This window comes from Streptomyces sp. NPDC028368 (assembly GCF_055565615.1).
This window is the reverse complement of the sequence record NZ_JBVHTY010000014.1, coordinates 152,305-173,891: the sequence shown is the minus strand read 5'-3', so window position 1 is coordinate 173,891 and position 21,587 is coordinate 152,305. Positions and strand designations below refer to the sequence as shown.

Genomic DNA, 21,587 nt, shown 5'->3' with positions numbered 1-21,587 from the left:
CCCGCGGCACTGTCGTCTACAGTGATGTAGACCGTCGAGGCGCTGGACGTGCTGGGGGCCGCCGTCACTTCACAGCGATACGATCCTGCGGCCATCGCCGCACCCACGGCCACCGCCCACACCCTCCCCAGAAGTGGACCCCATGAGCGCGATCACCATCGGCCAAGCCCTCGTTCTCGGAGCCGTCGAGGGGGTGACGGAATTCCTGCCCGTGTCCTCCACCGGGCATCTCAAGATCGCCGAGGGCCTGATGGGTATCCCCGTCGATGACAAGACCGTCGTGGGTTTCTCCGCCGTCATCCAGGTCGGCGCGATCGCCGCGGCGCTCGTCTACTTCTTCAAGGACATCGTGCGCATCGTGGGCGCGTGGTTCCGCGGCCTGCGCAATCGCGAGGAGCGCTACCACCACGACTACAAGTTCGCCTGGTGGGTCATCTATGCCACCATCCCGATCGTCGTCGTCGGCCTGGCCGCCAAGCCCCTGATCGAAGGGCCGCTCGCCTCCCTGTGGGTGGTGGCCGGCTCACTGATCGTCGGCAGCGGCGTGATGTGGGCGGCGGACCAGATGGGCCGTCACAAGCGCGGTGAGGACGACACCTCCCTCAAGGACGCCATGTGGGTGGGCTGTTCACAGATCCTCGCCCTCCTCTTCCCCGGCTTCTCCCGCTCCGGCGCGACCATGTCCACCGCCCTCATCCTCGACCTGGAACGCGTCGCGGCCACCCGCCTGTCCTTCTTCCTCGGCATCCCCGCCCTCACCGGGGCGGGCATCTACGAGCTGAAGGATGCCGTCGGGTCCGGCGCCGCCATCGCACCGCTGGCCATCGGCACCGTCGTCTCCTTCGGCGTCGCCTATGCCTCGATCTCCTGGCTGCTGAAGTTCGTGGCCAAGCACTCCTTCAACTCGTTCGTCATCTACCGGATCGTCATCGGCGTGTTCCTGTTCGGGCTGCTGAGCATGGGGATCGTGGGCTGACGCCGCCCCCGCTCCTCGCGGCGGCGGGTGCTGCCCTCCGGGCCGGACGGGCACGGGTGGCAGCACCGTCGTTCCCGTGCGTTACGCAGGAACCGCCGCCGTCGCCGCCCACGCGGCCGGCAGCCCGCTGAGGCTCTGGGTGCGCAGCCGGGCGTAGCCGGGGCGGATGCTCTGGTGGATCAGGGCGAGGCGTTCGTCGAAGGGGATGAAGGCGGACTTCATCGCGTTCACGGTGAACCACTCCATCTCGTCCAGGCCGTAACCGAAGGTGTCGGCGAGGTGCTGGAACTCCTGCGTCATCGTGGTGCCGCTGACCAGGCGGTTGTCGGTGTTGACGCAGACGCGGAACTTCAGCCGGCGCAGCAGGTCGACGGGGTGCTCGGCATACGAAGCGGCCGCGCCGGTCTGGAGGTTGGACGTCGGACATACCTCCAGCGCGATGCGGTTGTCGCGTACGTAGGAGGCGAGCCGGCCGAGCGTGACCGAGCCGTCGGCGGCGACGGTGATGTCATCGGTGATCCGGACGCCATGGCCCAGCCGGTGGGCCCCGCAGCGGTGCACCGCCTCCTGGATGGAGGGCAGGCCGACGACCTCGCCGGCGTGGATGGTGACGTGGCCGCCGGCGTCCCGGAGGTGGTCGAAGGCGTCGACGTGGCGCTCGGGCGGGTTGCCCGCCTCGGCTCCGGCGATGTCGAAGCCGACGACACCGCGGTCGCGGTAGGCGAGGGCCAGTTCGGCGATCTCGCGGGACCGGCCGGCGTGCCGCATGGCGGTCAGCAGGGTGCCGACGCGGATCGTCCGCCCGTCGGCCGCCGCCCGCCGCTCGCCGTCGCGGAAGCCGTCGTTGACTGCCTCGATGACCGCTTCCAGGCCGAGGCCACGCTCCAGGTGCTGCTCGGGGGCGTAGCGGATCTCGGCATAGACGACCCCGTCCGCGGCCAGGTCCTCGGTGGCCTCGGCGGCGACCCGGTGCAGTGCCTCACGGGTCTGCATCACGGCGCAGGTGTGCGCGAAGGTCTCCAGGTAGCGCTCCAGGGACCCGGAGTCCGCGGCATCGCGGAACCAGCCGCCGAGCTGTGCGGGGTCGGTGGTGGGCAGGCCGTCGTATCCCGCGTCGTGGGCGAGTTCGACGATGGTGGCGGGGCGCAGGCCGCCGTCGAGATGGTCGTGCAGCAGGACCTTCGGCGCCCGCCGGATCTGCTCCTGGTCGAGGGTGCCGGCGCTGACGGTGCTGGGGGAGACCTTGTCTGACAAGTGCATGGGGTGGGAGTGTAGCGGCGGGTTTCCGAAACGGGAACGGGGCCCTCCTGGCCCCCGCGCCGCCCCGTTTCCCGCCCGGCGCGGTCAGCGTGACTGCCAGACCGGGAGGGCCGGCGCCCCGGTGGGCAGCATGTACTTGGCCGCCAGTACGGGGGTCCGCCCGGCGTGGACGACCTGGGTCACCAGGACGGCCGGGGTGTCCGCGGGCCGGTCGAACTGTGCGCCGCGGCGGCGGCCGAGCATGGTGGCGACCATGGTGGAAGACCCCTTCAGCGGCATCCCGCGGCCCGCTTCCAGCAGCAGCCCGAGCATGGTCGAGGGCGCGCCCCGCGGGGCGTCGAGCGCCTGCGCGGGCGCGAGACCGAGCCCGGCGAGCGTCTCGTCGGTGGCCGACCACTCGTGCGCCAGACAGGACGGCAGGGCGTTGACCTCGATCATGCTCTCCCAGAACCGGACCTCGCCGTGGGCGGGAAGCAGCAGGTGCTGCGCGGAGAAGTCGGTCGGCTCCTCCGTGGTCCGCGCCAGCCGGACCGTACGGACCGCCTGTCCCGCGCCGAGCAGTTCCTCCATCGGCTTCAGGGTCTCGAAGCCGCGCTGCGGCGGGTGGTGGTTCACGGTGCGGCCCACCCCGCGCCGTACCGTGATGACCCCGTCCTCCTGGAGCAGGATCAGCGCCTCGCGCAGCGCGGGCCGGCTGACGCCCAGGTCGGCGGCGAGGCGGGGTTCGGTCGGAAGCTGAGACCCGGGCGGGTAGACGCCTTGATGGATCGCTTCCGCGATCCGCTCGTACAGCACGACGACCGGGCGCCGCTGCTGCTGTCTGTCAGCCATTGCCATCTCCTGCGAGTCCCGTCGGACCGCCTCCGACCGGCCGCCCAGCCTACGCATTCGGGGTCGCGTGCGGGGTCCGGGCCGGGGCATCGCCGCCGGTATGAGGGAGCCGGTGCGGCACGCCGGGTGGGGTACGCCGGGTGGGGTACGGGACCTCTTGGCGGCCCTTTCGACTCAGGGGTGGACCAGTTCCCTCTCAAGCCTTGTCAGACAAGTAGTCGTCTCGGGGCTGTCCCGCCGCCCATGGGCGGCGGGACGGTCGGTGGGGACACGACGGCCGCGGGGAACGCGACGGCCGGCCAGGAGCCGGTGCGGACGGCTGCCGAGCGCGCAGCCGTCCGCACCGCTCCTCGGGCATTACAGCCGCAGCGGAAGGGAGTTCAGCCGCCAGCTGCCCGGCAGGGCCGCGCGCTCGAGGCGGTCGGGCTGGACGGCCAGCGATACGTGCGGATAGTGCGCGAGCAGCTTGCCGAAGGCGACCTCGCCCTCCTGGCGGGCCAGGCCGGCACCGAGGCAGTAGTGCATGCCATGGCCGAACCCGACGTGGTTCTCGGCACGCCCGGCCGGCCGGCGGGTCAGGTCCAGGCGGTCGGGGTCGTCGTAGTGGCGAGGGTCGTAGTTGGCCGACACCAGGATGAGCTGGACGGCGTCGCCCTTGCCGATGGTGGTGCCGGCGAAGTCGATGTCCTCGGAGGCGAAGCGCAGCTGGGTCATCTGGACCGGGCCGCACCAGCGCATCAGCTCGTGGACGGCGCGCGGGAGCAGGGCCGGGTCCGATTGCAGCAGCTGCCGTTGGTCGGGGTGGGTGAGCAGGGCGGCCGTGCCGTTGCCGATGAGGTGGGCGGTGGTTTCGTGCCCGGCGACGACCAGGGTGAGGACCATGGTGACCATCTCGACGTCGCTGAGCCGGCTGCCGTCGTCATCGTGCGTACGGATCAGCTCGCTGAGCAGGTCGTCGGTCAGCGCGCCGCGGCGTATCCGGATCAGCTCATGGATGTGGGCGATCAGTGCCGGGAGTGCCCTGCTCAGGCGCTCCGGATCGAACGAGACGAGGTCGGCGCCCCACGCCCGCCACTGCGGGCGGTCCTCCTCCGGGATGCCGACCAGTTCGCAGATGACGGTGATCGGGAGGGGATAGGCGAAGTGCTTGATGAGGTCGACGACGCCGTCCTCGGCGTGCTCGGGGAGCCGGGCCAGCAAATCGTCGGCTATCTGTTCCACGCGCGGGCGCAGATCGGTGATCTTGCGTGCGGTGAAGGCGCGCGACACCAGGCGGCGGAGGCGGGTGTGGTCGGGGGCGTCGTGGTTGAGGATCGATCCGAGCAGGTAGGGACGGAATTCCTCGGGGAGCCCCATGGTGTCCATCAGGCGGGACAGCGGGTTGTCGTCCGTATCGCCGGCGGAGGCGGACAGGTTGTTCACGAAGCGCTGATCGCGTAACACCTCGCGGACGTCGTCGAAGCGGGTGATGAACCACACCGGTGAGTCGTCCAGAAAGCGGCCGCGGACCACTCGGCCCTGCTCGCGGAGGGCGCCGTAGCCCTTGACCGGGTCGGTGAGCAGGGCCGGGTCCATCACATTGGGCTCGCCCGGGTGCTTGCCGACGTGTTCGGTGAAGGCGAGTGGGGCGGTGGGTGAGGGTGATGCGGACATCGGGTGTTCTCCTCCGGGTTGGGGGTCGGTCTCAGTCACGCAGCTGCCGACGCATCTCCTGTGCGCTGAGCTCTTCGACATGCTCGTAGAGGGCGATGACCTCGGGGGCGGCTGCGGTTGCCGCCGTGAGCGTGTGGCGGGCGGCGGGGCCGGGCTCCGGGGCGGCCGGGGTCTCCAGTGCGCCGCGGAGCGTGTGGGCCAGGATGCCAAGGCGTACCTCCGGGGCGACGGGGGCGCCGGCGCCGAGTGCTTCGGTCATGAAGAAGCCGGCGGTCACCGCCAGCACGGCGTAGTGCTGGTGGGCGACCTCGGCGTCGTCTCTTACCAGGCCGTGCTCACGCAGCACTTCGAGATGGCGGCACAGGGCGCGGTTGCTGTGTGCCATCAGGTCGGCGAGCTCCTGCTTGGCGGTGTCATTGAGGCGGCCGAGGACATCGGAGTCGTCGGTCTGGACGGCGCGCAGTACCGGGTCGCTCAGGTAGTCCTGGTAGAGCCCGCACATCATCCGGCTCGGCAGGACCTCCAGCGGATCGGCACGCATGCGTGCCAACTGGCGGCGCAGGCTCTGCGACTTGGCGTGCAGCACGACGGCCAGGAAGAGCGCGTCCTTGGTCTTCCAGTGGAGGTAGACCGTGCCCTTGCCGACCTTGGCCCGGCGGGCGATCTCGTCGATCGTCACGCGCCGGTAGCCCCAGGCGAGCAGCAGCTCACCGGCCACTTCGAGGATGCGTTCACCGCGCTGTGTCTGTTCCACGACCTGCGTCTTTCTGGTATCGGCCTCGATTTCGTGACCAGATTTCATATCTGGTCACGGAGTCAAAGCTAGGCAGCTCCGGCCCGGCCGGTAAGGCGGATTCCGGCCAGGTACGGGCGCGGGGGAGGCGGGAGCTCCCTGCGCCCGGCAGCCGCTTCGGGCGCTACCCGGCCCAGCCGGTGGTCCGGTGGGCCGATGTGTCGCAGAGGGCGTCAACTGGTGCCTGTAGCAAGGGAATTCGGGTGAGTTCAGGCGCCAGGGCCCTCTGGACCGCCGCGGCGGGCTGCCCTAGCGTCGAACGGCACCGCAACGCACGTAAGGTGCCGCAAGGCAGGTATGGCACCGCAAGGCAGGTATGGCACCGCAACGCACGTAAGGCACCGAAAGGTAGGCAAGGCCAAGGCGCCGCAAGGCACCGTCGCCCGAGTCCGATCTCGCCAGTGAAGCCGAGGACGCGCCGTGACCACCATCCCGCAGCCGCCCGACATCCTCTCCCCGGAATTCGAAGCGGACCCCTACGCCGCATACCGCGTCCTGCGGGAGCACTACCCGCTGTTTCACGACCCAGGCACCGGCAGTTATCTGATCTCGCGGTACGAGGACGTCCAACGGGCCTTCCGTGAACCGGTGTTCACCAGCGACAACTACGACTGGCAGCTGGAACCGGTGCACGGCGGCCGGACCCTGCCCCAGATGAGCGGCCGTGAACACGCCGTGCGCCGTGCCCTGGTGGCGCCCGCCTTCCGGGGCCGCGAGCTGCGCGAGAGGTTCCTGCCGGTGATCGAACGCAACGCCCGGGAGCTGATCGACGCATTCCGTGCGGCCGACACAGCCGATCTCGTGTCGCAGTTCGCCACCCGCTTCCCGATCAATGTCATCGTCGACATGCTCGGTCTGGACCGGGCCGACCACGACCGCTTCCACGCCTGGTACGGGGCGGTCGTCGCGTTCCTGGCCAACCTCGCCCAGGACCCGGACGTCACGGCCACCGGCCTGCGGACCAGCGAGGAGCTGGCCGCGTACCTGCGCCCCATCATTCGGGAACGGCGCGCCGCCCCCGGTGACGACCTGCTCTCCGGCCTGTGCACCGCCGAGATCGACGGCACGCGGATGACCGACCAGGACATCACCGCGTTCGTCAGCCTGCTGCTCGCGGCAGGCGGCGAGACCACCGACAAGGCCATCGCGGGCGTGTTCCGCAACCTGTTGGCGCACCCCGACCAGCTCGCCGCCGTACGGGCCGACCGCAGCCTCGTCCCGATGGCCTTCGCCGAGACCCTGCGCTACAGCCCACCGGTCCAGATGATCATGCGGCAGCCCGCCGCGGACGTCACCCTCAGCGGCGGCACCGTGCCAGCGGGCTCCACCGTCACCTGTCTGATCGGCGCCGCCAACCGCGACGACCGGCGCTACGCCCACCCCGAGACGTTCGACCTCTTCCGTACGGAGATCGCGGCGGCCGGCGCCTTCACCGCCGCCGCCGACCATGTGGCCTTCGGGCTCGGGCGGCACTTCTGTGTCGGCGCACTGCTGGCCAGGGCCGAGCTGGAGGTCGGCGTGAACCAGCTGCTGGACGCCTTCCCCGCCATGGCCTTCGCGGGCGGCGCCGCGCCCGCCGAGGCGGGGGTGTTCACCCGCGGGCCGAGGGAACTGGCCGTACGGCTGACGCCCGGTGACGGCCGCGGATAACGGTGCGTAGCCGTGAGTGCGGCGCGCCGCAGCGGACCGCTCCGTTCCGGGCCACCCGGCCGATGCGCTGCGCCGATGCCCGTCCGATGTCAGACTTGAAGGATCGCACCGGCTGCCGGCGGCCGGTGCCCCCTGCCACCAAGGGGGAGAGTCATGACCTGGGCATCTTGGACCACGATCGGGATCTACGCGCGGCCCGGTGCGGTGCGCACCGTGGAGGCCGGAGTGATCGACGGCGACCTGAGCGTCCATACGACGTGGTCGGAGGGGGAGGCTCATGTGGCGGTGCAATACACCGGCGCCACGGATTGGTTCACCATGGCCGGCAGTCCCGTCCCCTGTGGCTCGGAAGAGGAGAGCCGCAGCTTCCATCAGGCCGTGGTCGAAGCGATGCGCGACGGCGAGGAGGCCCAGCCCTCGCTGAAGGAGCTCTTCCAGCAGCAGGAGCGTTAGCGCTGCAGCCGTGGCCTGCAGGGCAACGGCCGTGACATCGCCCCTACTTCACCTCGGCTGCTTCACCCCGCCTTCGCCCTGACACCGGGGTCCGTACACCCGGGGTCGGTACACCGGGGTCGGTCGCTCCGCTACTCCGCCTGCGGAATCAGGTGTCTGGCGAACCAGTCCCGGGCCAGATCGGCGACCGTGTCCAGCGCCCCCGGTTCCTCGAAGAGATGGGTCGCGTTCGGGACGACTTCGAGCTGGTTCTCGCAGCGCAGCTCCTCCAGGGCCTGCCGGTTGAGATCGAGGACGAGGGTGTCGCTGCCGCCCACGATCAGCAGCGTGGGCGCCCGTACGTCGGCGAGATGCGGCCCGGCGAGGTCGGGGCGGCCGCCGCGGGAGACGACGGCCCCGATGTCGATTTCGGAGGCCGCGGCGGCTCGTAGCGCGGCCGCGGCTCCGGTGCTCGCACCGAAATAGCCGATCGGGAACGGGGCCCGGCCGTGCAGCCACCGGGTGGCGTCGGCCAGTCTTCCGGCCAGGGTCTCGATGTCGAAGACATTCGCCCGGTCGGCCTCCTCGGCGGGTGTGAGCAGGTCGAAGAGGAGGGTGCCCAGGCCGGCCCGGTTCAGCTCCGCGGCCACTTTCCGGTTACGGGGACTGTGGCGGCTGCTCCCCGAGCCGTGGGCGAACATCACCACCGCTTCGGCGCCCTCCGGGAGGGTGAGGTCCCCGGCCAGCCGTACCCCGCCCGCGTCCACCTCCACCGGCTCCTCGACCCTCGCCCCCGGGGTGGGCCGGCCGGCCGCCGGGCGGGCCGCCGCCTCGGCCAGCAGGGCGATGACCTCCTCATCGGGGGTCTGGGAGAAGTCCTCGTACCACTCGCCGACGGCGGAGAACGACGCCGGCGTGGACAGACACACCACGTCGTCCGCCTTGGTACGCAGCCAGGCGGCCGCATCCGGCGGCGCCACCGGGACGGCCAGCACCACCCGGGCCGCGCCCTGCGCCCGTACGACTTCGCAGGCGGCCGCGGCCGTGGCCCCGGTCGCGATCCCGTCGTCCACCAGGATCGCCGTCCGGCCCTCGAGGGACAGCCGTGGCCGGTCGGCGCGGAAGCGGCGCGCCTGCCGCAGGAGCTCCGCCTCTTCGGTGCGCTCGACGGCCTGCAGGTCCGCCTGCCGGATCCGGCCGCGGCGGACGATGTCCTCGCTGATCACCCGTACCCCGCCCTCGCCGATCGCGCCGAAGCCCAGCTCACGGTGGTACGGGACGCCCAGCTTGCGGACGACGATCACATCGAGGGGGGCGCCGAGGGCCTGTGCCACCTGGAAGCCCACCGGGACTCCGCCGCGGGGCAGCCCCAGGACGATGGGATCCTCCCCGGCAAACCGGCCCAGCGCCTCCGCAAGACGGTGCCCGGCATCCGTGCGATCGGTGAACAGCACAGTTGTGCACCCCCTACCCAGGGGAGACAGAAGCCACGTCCACACCTAATTCGAAACAACCCCATGCGGGGGTGTTTCGCAAGTCGGGGGGCGGGCCCGTTCCCCGACCTCGATGAGTGTGGTTACGGTCGGTGTATGGCAGGCAGCGGTACGGAACGCAACGGTGCGGAACGCAGCGGCAGGGAACCGAGCGGGCGCATCAGGGCGGCGCTGATCGATATCGACGGTGTGCTCACGGTGTCCTGGGAACCGCTGCCCGGTGCCGTCGAGGCCATGGCGCGGCTGCGTGCCGCCGGGCTCCCGCTGGCGCTGGTCACCAACAACACCTCGCGGACCCGCGCCGTGATCGCCGGAAGGCTGGCCGAGGCGGGGTTCCCGGTCGACGCCGGCGACATCCTCACCGCGCCCGCCGTCACCGCCGGGTATCTGCGCGAGCATCACCCGGGCGCCCGCTGTCTGCTGATCAACTCCGGTGAGGTGCGCGACGACCTCGAGGGCGTGACGCTTCTCGACGAGGAGGCGGAGGCCACCCCGGACGTGGTCGTCTTCGGCGGGGCGGGAAGCGAGTTCGACTACGCGGCCCTCAACGCCGCCTTCCACCATCTGCAGGACGGGGCCCGGCTGGTGGCCATGCACCGCAATCTGTACTGGCGTACCGCGGACGGGCTCGACCTCGACACCGGGGCCTTCCTGCTGGGGCTGGAGCGGGCCGCCCGGATCGAGGCGGTGGTCACCGGCAAGCCGGCCGAAGCGTTCTTCGCCACGGCCCTGGCGCACCTCGGTGCCGCGCCGGGCGAGACGCTGATGGTCGGCGATGACATCGACTCCGATGTGCTGGCCGCCCAGCGCAGCGGGATCACCGGGGTCCTCGTCAAGACCGGGAAGTACCTGCCCGAGACGCACCGGGCGGCCGACGGCACCCCCGATCACGTCATCGATTCCTTCGCCGATCTGCCGGATCTTCTGGAGCTTCCCGACCTGCCGACGGCACCGGACGGCCACTCCCGGTGACCAATGCCTCGATTTCCGCGACCGGCCACCGCCCCGCCGCCCCCGGACACCCCGCCAGATACTCGGCCGCCTGCCACGCGCTCCAGCCGTGGGCGGCGACGATGCCCGCCGCGATGTGGCGGAGATAGGCGGCGGAGGGGGCGCGGAGCGGAACATCGGCGCTGCGCCACGGGGCCGTGAACGTCAGTACGGGCAATCCGTCCAGCCCACCTGTGTGCACCAGCGTCTCGTAGCGGCCGGGGCCCAACTGCGCCCGCCCCAGGCGCAGAACCTCCGTCAGGTCGAGGTCTTCGCCCGGCTCGCGGTACATCTCCTGGGCCGCGATGTCGGAGAACTGGCCGATCGTCAGAAGGTGGGCACTGGCCGGTAGTTGGCCGTCGCCGTCCGGGTCGTAGAAGGCCCGGCCGCCGGTCCATACCTGGGATTCGGTGGCGAAGTAGAGCAGGCCCGGCAGCATGACCGGCTCGGAACGCGCGGGTGCGCGCGGGTCCCGGCAGCCGGGGTAGCCGCGCCGCCCACCGGGTGGCCGGCCGCCCTCCAGATAGGCGGTCAGCCGGTCGAGGTGCATGTTGGAGCCGTAGGCGGCGTACCAGACGCGGTCGGCGGGCTCGTGGTGCCCGCCGGGGGGTTCGAGGTGACGGGGGTTGGTCAACGGACTCACCGCTTCACACTCAGGCCGCTTCGGTGGCGGAAATACGGTACTTCGACACTTCGGCGGCGAGGATTTTCGCCGTCTGTTCCGCATCCGGCCCCGCGCCGCGGAATGTCATCAAGTGGTCGTCCGACTCCCATCGCTCATACACATTGATACGGCCCGGCTCGATCAGATCCGCCGAGAGGGCGAAATCCAGACAGCCGTCCGCGGCCCGCGCCTCCTCGACGACCCCGCGGCATCCGGCCAGATACTGTTCGCGCCCATTCGGTTCGACCTGCAGCCATCCGGAAACGATGATCACGTAGCCAATCCCCGCATTCTCTGCATTCTCAGTGCCTTCTTGGTTGTTCGGGCCATTGTGAGCGAACTTGACGGGCGGACGCATGAATTGACGGGCATTCGGTGATGTTGCGGGGAGGTTTTGCGGGGTGCGGTCTGGAGAGGCGCGTTGTGCGGGGGTGGTGCGACAGCGGACGGAGGCGGCGTGGCGACGACACCGGGCGGGGCGGACGGGCCGGACAGGGCGGGCAGCGCGAGCGGGGCGAGCGGGGCGAGCGGGGCGAGCGGGGCGAGCGAGATGAACGGGGCGAACAGCGCGAGCGGGGCGAGCGGGGCGAGCCGCCGTGGGGTGCTCGCCGCTGCCGCGGCGGCGGGCCTCGGTCTCCTCACGGCATGCGGCAAACCCGCTGCTCAGGACGATTCCGCGAACGGTGCGCCGCCGCCCGAGCGGCAGCCGGAGCGGCCGCCTCGCTCCCCGTCCCGCCGTCCGGCCCGGCATCACCCTCGGCCTCGGCCCGAACTCCCGCGTGGCGGGCGGCAGCTGTTTCCCCGGCACCGGCTGGTGGGGTTCTGCGGGCTGCCCGGTGCCGCGGCGCTCGGGCGGCTCGGCACGGGTGATCCCCGCACCCGGGCCGTCGAGATCGAGAAAGTGGCGCATGCGTACGCCGACGGGCGCGAGCCCTTGCCCGTTCTGGAACTGCTGGCGGTGGTCGCCAATGCCACGGCGGGGCCCGACGGAAAATACCGTTCGCGCACGCCGGACGCCACGATCCGCCGTTTTCACGAACTGGCGCGGGCGCGCCAGGCACTGCTGCTGCTGAATATCCAGCCGGGCCGCGCGGCCGTGCTCGACGAGGTGAAGGCGCTGCGCGAGTGGCTGGTCCGTCCCGATGTCGGCATCGCGCTCGATCCGGAATGGGAGATGGGGCCGGGGGAGGTGCCGGGCCACACCTTCGGTCACACGAGCGGGCGGGAATTGACCGGTGTCGCCCGTTATCTTTCCGGCCTGGTGGAGCACCACGACCTGCCGGAGAAGCCGCTTGTCTTCCATCAGGTCGCCCCGTCCGTACTGCACGAGGAAGCGGCGCTGCGGCCGCAGCCCGGCGTGGCGCTGGTCAAGAGCGCCGACGGGATCGGCTCGCCGGACCTGAAGCGGGGCACCTGGAAGAAGCTCGTTTCCCGGATACCGGAGGGGGTGCACACCGGCTTCAAGCTGTTCTACGAGGAGGACGCGGAGGGCGGCCGGCTGATGACCCCGAAGGAGGTCCTGGCGCTCACTCCGCGGCCGGAGTACGTGATGTACGAGTGAGCCGTTACGAGCCTGCCCTGGCGATCAGCCGTTCCGTCGCCGAACGGGCGACGGCCAGCGCCTGCCCGCGATCGGTGCCGCGCTGGCCGAGGACCACCCGGGTACTCAACCCGTCCAGCAGCGCCAGGAGTTCGCAGGCGCGGGCCGCTACGTCCATCGGTGCGAACCGGCCGCGTTCCACGCCCCTGTTGAGCAGCGTTATCAGGTCGTCCTGCCAGACCTGATCCATCTCCTCCTGGGCCTCGTGCAGTGACGCGTTCGAGGGCGTACGGGCCCAGAGCTCGATCCACAGCATCCAGCGCGCGTCCCGGGGGCCGCGCGGCAGATACAGCTCCAGGAACAGGTCGAGTTTGCGCTCCGCGCTCAGCCGGCGGCCCAGCAGCGCGCGCCGGTCCTCGGCGAGGGCGGCCTCGCTCCAGCGCAGGGCCTCCAGGAGCAGCAGGTCCTTGCTGCCGAAGTAGTACAGGATGTGGCCGCCGCTGGTGCCCAGCCGCTCGGCGAGGGCGGACATGGTGAGCGCGGCCAGGCCTTCCTCGGCGATCGCCGTCATGGCCTCCTCGAGCATCCGTTCCTGGGCGAGGTGCCCATCGCGCCGTCGTGCCGCCCGTACCACCCGTATCGCCTCTGCTCTTCGCTCGTGTCGCTCGTGCGCTGCGTCGTCACCGTCCTCGCCGACCCTATCCGCGAATGTGCGCCGGGGGCTTGACGGGCGGGGGAGCGGTCGCACATCTTGAATGCCGTTCTAAGAGTTAGAACGACATTCAAGGTATGGGCGTGGAAGGGCGGTGCGCGGATGGCGCGGCAACAGCCGGACACCCGGATCCCGGAGGCACGGATCCCGGAGGCACGGATCCGGGATGCGGAGACCGCCGGCCGGGGCAATCCGGACAGTGACGAGGTGTTCCGGGTCGAGACCCATGGCATCGACCCGATCCCCGATGACGAGCGGCACGGCGGCGCCAGGGACCTGTTCTGGCTCTGGTTCGGCTCCAACCTCACCTTCACCTATGTGATCAACGGCGCCCTCGCGGTCGGCTTCGGGCTGTCCTTCTGGCAGGCGACCGCGGTCGTCGTCCTCGGCGGGCTGTCGTTCTTCGCGATCAGTGCGGCCGGCCTGAGCGGTATCCGTACCGGAACCGCCACCCTCGTGATCTCCCGCGCCGCCTTCGGCGTCCGCGGCAACTGGCCCGCCGGACTGCTCAACTGGGTGGTCAGCATCGGCTACACCATCGTGAACACGGTGGTCGGCACTCTCGCCCTCGAGGCGTTCTTCACCGACCTCGGCTGGCACGGCGGCAACCTCGCCCGCGCCCTCGCGCTGCTGGTCACCCTCGCGCTCACCTTCGCGGTGGCGATGTGGGGCCATGCCACGGTGCAGTTCGCCGAGCGCTGGATGGCGTACATCCTGGCCGTCGGCTTCGCCGCGCTGCTGGTCTTCGTCCTGCCCGGTGCGCACACCACCGGGCACGCCGCCGCCCCCGGCGCCGCGGGCTGGAGCCTGGCGTTCGTCGTGATGCTGGCCGGACCGTTCTCGTACGTGCCGATGCCCGCCGATTACACCCGCTATCTGCCGAAGTCGACCTCCCTGCGTGCCATCACCTGGAGCGGCGCGCTCGGCGGGTTCCTCTCGTCCGTCGCGCTCGGCGTCATCGGTGTGGCCGCCGCGAGCCGTACGGACATGACCGACGCGGTGGCCGGGACGGAGAAGCTGCTGCCGGGCTGGTTCCAGCCGGTCTTCCTGGCACTGGTCCTCGGCGGTTCGGTCACCAACTCGATCATCACGCTCTACTCGTCCTCGCTGAATCTCCAGGTTCTCGGCATCCCCTGGAGCCGCTCCAAGGCCATCATCATCAGCGCCGCGGTCACCGCCCTCGGCTCGCTCGGCGCGCTCTTCTTCACCGACTTCACCGAGTCGCTGCTGTCCTTCCTGTCCCTGCTGATCATCGTTTTCGCCCCCTGGGGCGGCGTCTTCCTCGCCGACATGCTGCTGCGGCGCTGCCGGTACGACACCGAGGCCCTGCATTCCGGGCGCTCGGGCGCGTACTGGTACCGCTCCGGCTACCACCCGGCGGGCATGACCGCACTGGTGGCCGGCATGCTCTTCGCCGCCCTGACCTGCGAATCCGAGCTATGGACCGGCCCCCTGGTCGCGCCGCTCGGCGGCGCCGATCTCACGCTGCTCGGCTCGGTCGTCTCCGGCCTCGTCTACTGGGCGCTCGCGCGGCGCGGGGTGGCTGCCGCGACGCCGCGGGCCTGACGTCCGCCCCTCCCCGTACGGGACATCCGACGTCCCACGTCCTACCTCCACCCCCGTACCGCCGGCATCCCCTTCCCCATCCCACGTCCTGCCTCCGTACACCCAGGAGCTGCCCCTCATGACCCGCACCACCTCGCCCGCCCCCGCTGACCTGGTCCTCACCGGCGCCCGTATCCACACCGTCGACCCCGGCCTGCCCGAGGCGCAGGCGCTCGCCGTCCGTGACGGCCGGATCGCCTGGCTCGGCGCGGACGCCGACGCCGGGCGGTGGACCGGGCCGGAAACCAAGGTGCTCGACGCCGGCGGCCGGCTGGTGCTGCCCGGATTCATCGACGCCCACAACCACGTCCGGCTCGGCTCCGACGACGCCTGCGTCCAGCTCGCGGGCGTCCGCAGCCTCGAGGCGATTCACGAGCGCATCCGTACCTGGCACGACGCCCACCCGGACGCCGAATGGATCGAGGCCGAGGCCTTCGACTACTCCGCGATCCCCGGCGGCCGGATGCCCCGGGCGAGCGACCTCGACCCGGTCACCGGCGACACCCCGGCCTTCGTCCTCAGCTACGACGTCCACACCGCCTGGCTGAACACCGCAGCCCTGCGCCGCCTGGGCATCGACCGGGACCGTACGAGCCTGCCCTTCGGTGAGGCGGAGACCGACCCGGAGACCGGCGAACCCACCGGATTCATCAAGGACTTCGCGGTCAAGGGCCTCTCCCGCGACGGGCACCGCGCCCTGCAGCGGCTGGGCGTGCCCTGGGCCTCGGCCGACCGCCAGTACGGGCGGCTCGCCAAGAGCCTGGACGATGCGATCCGCTTCGGCATCACCACGGTCGTCGAACCGCAGAACTCCCTCGACGACCTGGCTCTCTTCGAGCGCGCGCGCTCCGAGGGCCGGCTGCGCTCGCGTATCGTCGCGGCGCTCTTCCACCCGCGCGGCACCACCGACGCCGACCTCGACGACTTCGCGGCGGCCGCGCGGCGCTACGCCGACGACCGGCTGCGGGTGGGCCCGCTCAAGCTGTACATCGACGATGTCGTCGAGCCGCGGACGGCCGCGCTGCTGGAGCCGTACGCGGGCTGTGGCCACCACCGGGGCGAGACCTTCTACCCCGCGGCGGACTTCGGTGATCTGCTCGCCAAGCTGGACGCCCGCGGCTTCCAGTGCTTTGTGCACGCCACCGGTGACCGCGGCATCCGTACCGTCCTCGACGCGGTGGAGCAGGCCCGTACGGTCAACGGCCCGCGCGACGCCCGCCACCAGGTCGTCCATGTCGAATGCCTCGACCCGCGCGACACTTCGCGCTTCGCCGAACTCGGGGTGGTGGCCTGCATGCAGCCGCGGCACTGCGCCCCGGAGATCGCCGGACCCGGCCAGGACTGGGCGGAGAACGTCGGCCCCGACCGCTGGCACAAGGCCTGGCCGATGCGCAGCCTGCACGCCGCGGGCGCCGTACTGGCCTTCTCCAGCGACTGGAACGTCGCCGAGATGGACCCGATGATCGGCATCTACACCGCCCTCACCCGCCGCCCGCTCGGCGGCGGCGAGGCCTGGCAGCCGGCGGAGACGGTGAGCGTGCAGACCGCCGTGCACGCGTACACGATGGGCTCCGCGTACGCCAACTTCCTTGAGGAGGAACGCGGTTCACTGACCGTCGGCAAGCTCGCCGACTTCGTGGTGCTCTCCCGGGACATCCTGCGGGCCGCGCCCGAGGACATCCCCGGCACCGTCGCCGAGACGGTCGTCGTGGGCGGCCGGATCGTGCACGAGAGCTGACAGCCCGTTCGCGGCCCCGTCGGGACGGCGGCTGCTCGGCGGAACCGGACGCCGAGCGGCTGTCAGTACGGATGCTGGTCCGCCCGGTTCGTCCATGCGTCGTATGCATGGACGCCCAGTTCGGGGTGGATCTGCTCGACCGTGATCCGGCGCTGCTCGAGCGGCCGCTTGAAGTCCTCGTACTGGAACGAGTCGTCGAACCCGATCCGCGCGGTGTCGTCCAGGTCGCAGCTGTAGTACACCGCGTCGATGCGCGCCCAGTAGATGGCGCTCATGCACATCGGGCAGGGGGCACCGCTGATGTAGATCGAACAGCCCTGGAGCATACGGGCGCGTTCGGGGAGCGGGTCCGGTGACCCGTCGGCTCGGGGCACGTATTCCAGAGTGCTGTCGTTCTGGTGCTCCACGGAGATTGTCGGAGCCTCAGGGTTGAGGATCTGCACGGCTTTGCGGATCGTCTCCACCTCGGCGTGGGCGGTGGGGTCGCCGGTCAGCAGAACGCGGTTCTGCCCGCGGGCGATGATGTCGCCGTTGCGGGTGAGCACTGCGCCGAAGGGGCCGCCCCAGCCGTTCTCCACGGACTCCGTGGCGAGCCGTACGGCCTCTGCGAGAAGTTCTTTCTGTTCCATGGCGAGGTCTCCTGCTGAGTCTCCGATCGGGATGGATCGGTGGGGAACGGTCGCGCGAGCACCATTTGCCCTATAAATCCCTTATGTATTACGCTACTCCAGGTGAGTGCCCGTGCAAGCCGCGGCTCCGCGGCTGACAACGCCACCGTGGTGACGTCGCAGAAGGTGCGCGAAGGCCGGACCGACGAGTACCAGCGCTGGCAGGACAGGACGAACCAGGCAGCTCGCGAATTCGAAGGATTCGTGGGCGCCGAGGTATACCCGCCCAGTGCCGGTGAGGCGAATGAATGGGTGGCCGTCTTCCGCTTTTCCGGGATGGACCACCTGACCGCTTGGCTGGACTCGGGCCGGCGGCAGGAACTGCTCGACGAGGGGCGGGCACTCTTCGACGGGGCTCCCACGCAGGAGGTGCTCCAGGGTGGCAGCCCCGCTCAGATGGCCCCGGATGTGGTCACGGCCGTCATCTCCCATGCGGTGAAGCCGGGTTGCGAAGGGGCATTTGTGAACTGGCAGCAGAAGACGCTCAAAGCGCAGGAGAAGGCGCCGGGCTCCATGGGGTCCGAGCTGTTCAAGCCGGTCAAGGACGTCCAGGAGCGCTGGGTCGTCGTCTTCCGGTTCGACTCCCGCGAACATCTCGAGGACTGGCTCGCATCCGACGTGCGCAGGGCGCTGTTGGAGGAGGGGCGCAACTACTTCAGCACCTATGACGTACGCAAGGTCGACTCGGCGTTCAGCGGCTGGTTCCAGTTCGACCACGGCAAGGGTGGTGGCGCTCCGCCCAACTGGAAACAGGCGATGTCCGTGCTCCTGGCGCTCTATCCGACCGTCATGGTGCTCAACCTGACCGTGGGGTACGAGCTGGACAAGCTCAAGGTTCACGAGTACCTCGGCCTGTTCCTTTCCAATGTGCTGAGCGTCAGCGCGCTGACCTGGCTGCTGATGCCGCTGGTGAACAGGGCGCTCGCCTTCTGGCTGGTGCCCGCTCGGCCCGTCGGCCGCCGGGTGCAGGTGGCGGGTGCCGCGGTGGTGGCGCTCTGCTACCTCGTGAGCATCGGTGTCTTCGGCCTGATCACCCACCAGATCTGGTGAGGAGGCCACGATGCGCCAACGGACACCGGCACCCGCGGCGGACATCGAGGGAACGCTGATCCGGCGGGGCGACCTTGGCTACGAGAACACCTGGTCGGACGCGGTGTGGAACGCGCGCATGCCCCAGCGGTTCCCGGATGCCGTCGTGCGGGCCGCCTCGGAAGCGGACGTCGCACAGGCCGTCGGGTACGCCCGCGCCCAGGGGCTGCGCGTCGCGCTGCGTTCCGGCGGCCACAACTGGTCCGGCTCACCCCTCCGCGACGGCGGTCTGCTGCTCGATCTCTCCGGGCTCCGGCAGTGCGTCATCACGCCCGCCACCGGCATGGCCCCGGCGACGGCCACGGTGGGCCCCGCCGTCACCGGCGAGGACCTGGTCGCCGCCCTCACCCCGCACCAACTGGCCTTCCCCGTCGGCCACTGCCCCTCCGTCGCGGTGGGCGGCTTTCTGCTCAGCGGCGGCCTCGGCTGGAACTCCCGCGCGTGGGGGGCCTCCTGCGCGGATGTCGCGGAGATCCGGGCCGTCACCGCCGAGGGGAAAACGGTCATCTGCAGCGACACACAGCACCCCGACCTCTTCTGGGCCGCGCGGGGCGCCGGGCCGGGGTTCTGCGCCGTCGCCACCGGCTTCCGCCTCACCCTGCACCCCCACCCCGCGTCGATCATGACAGCCGGCCTCACCTTCCCGCTGGCGGAGGTGGCCCGGGTGACGGGCTGGGCGGAGCCGATCGCCCGCCGGCTCCCGCCGTACGTCGAAACGGCCTTCGTCCTCACCCCCGCCGGCCCACCCGCGGACACCGCTCCGCCGGGCCCCCGGATCACCCTCGCCGCCACCGCATTCGCCGCGACACCGGCCGACGCCCGGAAGGCCCTCCAGCCGTATGCCGACTGCCCCTTCGCCGACCTCGCCGTCGCCCGGAAGCCGCCCGGGCCGACGTCCTACGCCGCCCTGCACGAGGGCGCGGCGTCGCTCTGGCCACCGGCACACCGGTACGCGGCGGACACCCTGTGGTCGCCGGAGAGCTACGCAACCCAGCTGACCCGTATGGCCGATGCGGTGGCCCGTGCCCCCTCCGGCAGGTCCCTGGTGCTCGCCCCCGTACAGCCGGTCTCCGAAAACCCCGCCCTGCTGCGGAACATGGCCTTCGCCCCGCTCGGAGCGTCCTATCTCGTCTGCTACGCGATCTGGGACGACCCGGCCGCGGACGCCACCCACGCACACTGGCTGCGGGAGGCGATGGCCGCCGGGAACCCGCAGGGCGACGGCTGCCACTACATCGGCGAGGTGGACCTGGAGGCCGGCCCCGCACGGGCCCGGCGCTCGTATCCGCCCGCCACCTGGGACCGCCTGCAGGAGATCAAGGCACAGTGGGACCCGGAGAACCTCTTCCACTCCTACCTCGCCCCCTGAGGGATACCTCGCCCCGCGACCGACCCTCCGCGGCTGCCCGAGCGGCGACGCCGCCGCGGGGGCACGATGAGCGTATGTTGCTGGCCGATCTGGCCCAGGTCTCCGCGGACGTCTCGGCGGCCTCGGCCCGTACGCGGAAGGTCGCGCTGCTGGCCGGGCTGTTCCGGGCCGCCGAGCCGCCGGACGTACCGGTCGTCATCCCGTACCTGGCCGGGCGGCTGCCGCAGGGGCGGATCGGGGTCGGCTGGAGCGTGCTGCGCGAGCCGGTGCCGCCCGCGGAGCGCGCCACGCTCACCGTGCGCGAGGTGGACGCGGCGCTTACCGGCCTGTCCCGGGTCGGCGGCCCCGGGGCGCAGGGCGAGCGCCGGCGGCTGGTGCGGGAGCTGATGGCCGCGGCGACCGGGCAGGAGCAGCGGTTCCTGTTCGGCCTGCTGACCGGGGAGGTACGCCAGGGCGCGCTGGACGCCGTCGCCGTCGAGGGGCTCGCCGCGGCGACGCAGGTGCCCGCGGCGGACGTACGGCGGGCCGTGATGCTGGCCGGATCGCTGCCGGACGTCGCGCGGGCGCTGCTCGCCGAGGGGCCGCCGGCGCTCGCGGACTTCCACCTCACGGTCGGCCGGCCCGTCGGCCCGATGCTCGCGCAGAGCGCCCGGACGGTGTCCGAGGCCATCGACAGGCTCGGCCCCTGCGCCGTGGAGCAGAAGCTGGACGGCATCCGGGTCCAGGTGCACCGGGACGGCGACGACGTACGGATCTACACCCGCACCCTGGACGAGGTCACCGACCGTCTGCCGGAGGTCGGCGCCCTCGCGCGGGACCTGCCCTCCGCGCGGTTCATCCTGGACGGTGAAGTGATCGCGCTGGGCCGGGACGGGCGGCCGGTGCCGTTCCAGCGGGTCGCGGGACGGTTCGGCTCGCGGGTCGACGTCGCCGCCGCGCAGGCCGCGCTGCCGCTGTCACCGGTGTTCTTCGACGTGCTCTCGCGCGACGGTCGTGACCTGCTGGAACTGTCCGCCGCCGACCGGCACGCGGAGCTGGCCGGGCTGGTTCCGCAGGAGCTGCGGGTACGGCGGCGGGCAGTGCCCGACCCGGGCGATGCGCAGGCCCGGACCGCAGCCGAGGACTTCTGGTCCCAGACCCTGCGCGACGGCCACGAGGGCGTCGTCGTCAAGGCCCTGAACGCCCCGTACAGCGCCGGCCGCCGGGGCGCCTCGTGGCTGAAGGTGAAGCCGGTGCACACCCTCGACCTGGTGGTGCTGGCGGCGGAATGGGGGCACGGCCGGCGCACCGGAAAGCTCTCCAACCTCCACCTCGGGGCGCGCGGTCCGGACGGCGGGTTCGTCATGCTCGGCAAGACGTTCAAGGGCCTCACCGATGCCACCTTGACCTGGCAGACCGAACGGCTGCGGGAGCTGGCCGTGGAGGAACGCGGCCAGGTCGTCACCGTACGGCCCGAGCTGGTGGTCGAGGTCGCCTACGACGGCCTGCAGACGTCCACGCGCTACCCGGCGGGCGTGACGCTGCGCTTCGCCCGCGTGGTGCGCTACCGGGACGACAAGACGGCGGCGGAGGCGGACACGGTGGAGACCGTCCTGGCCGCGCACGACGGCGGGGAGACCCGGGCCCCATGACGGGAAAGCGAAGCGCCGGACTGCTCCTGTACCGGCGGCGCGCGAACGGCATCGAGGTGCTGCTGGCGCATATGGGCGGCCCGCTGTGGGCGCGGCGGGATGCGGGCGCCTGGTCGGTGCCCAAGGGGGAGTACGTACCGCCGGAGGAAGCCCGGGACGCGGCCCGGCGGGAATTCGAGGAGGAGCTGGGAATGCCGCCGCCGGACGGGCCGTACCTGCCGCTCGGGGAGGCCCGCCAGTCGAGCGGCAAGGTCGTGACCGTCTGGGCCGTCGCGAGCGACCTCGACCCGGAGCGCATCGTGCCCGGCACCTTCGAGATGGAGTGGCCGAGAGGGTCGGGCGTGATGCGCGGCTTTCCGGAGATCGACCGGGTGGCGTGGTGCACCCCGCAGGCGGCGGCGGAGCGGATGGTGAAGGGGCAGCAGGTGTTCCTGGAGCGGCTGGCCGAGCGGCTTGCGGAAGCCGGCTGAGGGTCCACCGCCGCTGGTCGCCG

Annotated in this window: 20 protein-coding genes; 11 read left to right on the top strand and 9 right to left on the bottom strand. The window is 71.3% G+C overall.

Annotated features, from left to right (window positions below; genetic code table 11):
- Window positions 1-142: 142 nt before the first annotated feature.
- Complete coding sequence (locus tag ACZ4S3_RS29215) at window positions 143-976, top strand: undecaprenyl-diphosphate phosphatase (protein WP_467939335.1); 834 nt, start codon at window positions 143-145, stop codon at window positions 974-976.
- Between the two features lie 81 nt (window positions 977-1,057).
- On the opposite strand, the gene ACZ4S3_RS29210 is transcribed toward ACZ4S3_RS29215, so the two are convergent.
- From ACZ4S3_RS29210 to ACZ4S3_RS29195, 4 genes are all read right to left on the bottom strand, one after another.
- Complete coding sequence (locus tag ACZ4S3_RS29210) at window positions 1,058-2,236, bottom strand: adenosine deaminase (protein WP_467939333.1); 1,179 nt, start codon at window positions 2,234-2,236, stop codon at window positions 1,058-1,060.
- Between the two features lie 84 nt (window positions 2,237-2,320).
- The gene (locus ACZ4S3_RS29205) at window positions 2,321-3,067 is read right to left on the bottom strand and encodes a GntR family transcriptional regulator (RefSeq protein WP_467939331.1); all 747 of its coding nucleotides are present in this window, start codon (window positions 3,065-3,067) and stop codon (window positions 2,321-2,323) included.
- Between the two features lie 357 nt (window positions 3,068-3,424).
- A complete protein-coding gene (locus tag ACZ4S3_RS29200; protein WP_467939329.1) occupies window positions 3,425-4,720 on the bottom strand; it encodes a cytochrome P450 family protein in 1,296 nt (431 codons plus the stop codon).
- A gap of 31 nt (window positions 4,721-4,751) precedes the next feature.
- Window positions 4,752-5,474 carry a TetR/AcrR family transcriptional regulator gene (locus tag ACZ4S3_RS29195; RefSeq protein ID WP_467939327.1) on the bottom strand — a complete coding sequence of 241 codons (723 nt, stop codon included), beginning with the start codon at window positions 5,472-5,474 and terminating at the stop codon, window positions 4,752-4,754.
- Between the two features lie 459 nt (window positions 5,475-5,933).
- Here ACZ4S3_RS29195 and ACZ4S3_RS29190 point away from each other — a divergent pair, with 459 nt between their 5' ends.
- Both ACZ4S3_RS29190 and ACZ4S3_RS29185 read left to right on the top strand, forming a co-directional pair.
- The gene (locus ACZ4S3_RS29190; RefSeq protein ID WP_467939325.1) at window positions 5,934-7,163 is read left to right on the top strand and encodes a cytochrome P450; all 1,230 of its coding nucleotides are present in this window, start codon (window positions 5,934-5,936) and stop codon (window positions 7,161-7,163) included.
- Window positions 7,164-7,316: 153 nt separating this feature from the next.
- Entirely contained in the window at window positions 7,317-7,616 is a 300-nt protein-coding gene (locus ACZ4S3_RS29185; RefSeq protein ID WP_467939323.1) for a hypothetical protein, read from the top strand.
- Window positions 7,617-7,747: 131 nt separating this feature from the next.
- Here ACZ4S3_RS29185 and ACZ4S3_RS29180 read toward each other — a convergent pair whose 3' ends face one another.
- Window positions 7,748-9,049, bottom strand: coding sequence for a phosphoribosyltransferase family protein (locus tag ACZ4S3_RS29180; RefSeq protein WP_467939321.1), 1,302 nt, complete (start codon window positions 9,047-9,049; stop codon window positions 7,748-7,750).
- Between the two features lie 135 nt (window positions 9,050-9,184).
- Here ACZ4S3_RS29180 and ACZ4S3_RS29175 point away from each other — a divergent pair, with 135 nt between their 5' ends.
- Window positions 9,185-10,060 (top strand): HAD-IIA family hydrolase, encoded by an 876-nt coding sequence (locus tag ACZ4S3_RS29175; protein WP_467939319.1) that lies wholly within the window; start codon window positions 9,185-9,187, stop codon window positions 10,058-10,060.
- Here ACZ4S3_RS29175 and ACZ4S3_RS29170 read toward each other — a convergent pair.
- Window positions 9,981-10,712 (bottom strand): histone deacetylase, encoded by a 732-nt coding sequence (locus tag ACZ4S3_RS29170; protein ID WP_467939317.1) that lies wholly within the window; start codon window positions 10,710-10,712, stop codon window positions 9,981-9,983. The two genes, ACZ4S3_RS29175 and ACZ4S3_RS29170, sit on opposite strands and share 80 nt — an antisense overlap.
- Before the next feature lie 19 nt (window positions 10,713-10,731).
- Window positions 10,732-11,100, bottom strand: a complete 369-nt coding sequence (locus ACZ4S3_RS29165) for a putative quinol monooxygenase (RefSeq protein WP_467939315.1) — start codon at window positions 11,098-11,100, stop codon at window positions 10,732-10,734.
- Window positions 11,101-11,199: 99 nt separating this feature from the next.
- On the opposite strand from ACZ4S3_RS29165, the gene ACZ4S3_RS29160 reads away from it, so the two are divergent.
- On the top strand, window positions 11,200-12,303 hold the full coding sequence (locus tag ACZ4S3_RS29160) for a hypothetical protein (RefSeq protein ID WP_467939313.1): 1,104 nt from the start codon (window positions 11,200-11,202) through the stop codon (window positions 12,301-12,303).
- Between the two features lie 4 nt (window positions 12,304-12,307).
- On the opposite strand, the gene ACZ4S3_RS29155 is transcribed toward ACZ4S3_RS29160, so the two are convergent.
- Window positions 12,308-12,916, bottom strand: a complete 609-nt coding sequence (locus tag ACZ4S3_RS29155) for a TetR/AcrR family transcriptional regulator (RefSeq protein WP_467939311.1) — start codon at window positions 12,914-12,916, stop codon at window positions 12,308-12,310.
- Window positions 12,917-13,096: 180 nt separating this feature from the next.
- Here ACZ4S3_RS29155 and ACZ4S3_RS29150 point away from each other — a divergent pair, with 180 nt between their 5' ends.
- A complete protein-coding gene (locus tag ACZ4S3_RS29150; protein ID WP_467939309.1) occupies window positions 13,097-14,560 on the top strand; it encodes a purine-cytosine permease family protein in 1,464 nt (487 codons plus the stop codon).
- A 118-nt stretch (window positions 14,561-14,678) separates the two neighbouring features.
- Window positions 14,679-16,337: an amidohydrolase gene (locus ACZ4S3_RS29145; protein WP_467939307.1), complete on the top strand. Its 1,659-nt coding sequence runs from the start codon at window positions 14,679-14,681 to the stop codon at window positions 16,335-16,337.
- A 62-nt stretch (window positions 16,338-16,399) separates the two neighbouring features.
- On the opposite strand, the gene ACZ4S3_RS29140 is transcribed toward ACZ4S3_RS29145, so the two are convergent.
- Complete coding sequence (locus ACZ4S3_RS29140) at window positions 16,400-16,966, bottom strand: nucleoside deaminase (RefSeq protein ID WP_467939305.1); 567 nt, start codon at window positions 16,964-16,966, stop codon at window positions 16,400-16,402.
- Between the two features lie 102 nt (window positions 16,967-17,068).
- Between ACZ4S3_RS29140 and ACZ4S3_RS29135 the strand changes: the two genes are divergently transcribed.
- The 4 genes from ACZ4S3_RS29135 (at window position 17,069) to ACZ4S3_RS29120 (ending at window position 21,564) form a co-directional block, all read left to right on the top strand.
- A complete protein-coding gene (locus ACZ4S3_RS29135) occupies window positions 17,069-18,055 on the top strand; it encodes an antibiotic biosynthesis monooxygenase (RefSeq protein ID WP_467939303.1) in 987 nt (328 codons plus the stop codon).
- A gap of 10 nt (window positions 18,056-18,065) precedes the next feature.
- On the top strand, window positions 18,066-19,463 hold the full coding sequence (locus ACZ4S3_RS29130) for an FAD-binding oxidoreductase (protein ID WP_467939301.1): 1,398 nt from the start codon (window positions 18,066-18,068) through the stop codon (window positions 19,461-19,463).
- Between the two features lie 74 nt (window positions 19,464-19,537).
- Window positions 19,538-21,094, top strand: coding sequence for an ATP-dependent DNA ligase (locus tag ACZ4S3_RS29125; protein ID WP_467939299.1), 1,557 nt, complete (start codon window positions 19,538-19,540; stop codon window positions 21,092-21,094).
- Window positions 21,091-21,564, top strand: a complete 474-nt coding sequence (locus ACZ4S3_RS29120) for an NUDIX hydrolase (protein WP_467939297.1) — start codon at window positions 21,091-21,093, stop codon at window positions 21,562-21,564. Before ACZ4S3_RS29125 ends, ACZ4S3_RS29120 begins: the two co-directional genes overlap by 4 nt.
- Window positions 21,565-21,587 lie beyond the last annotated feature (23 nt).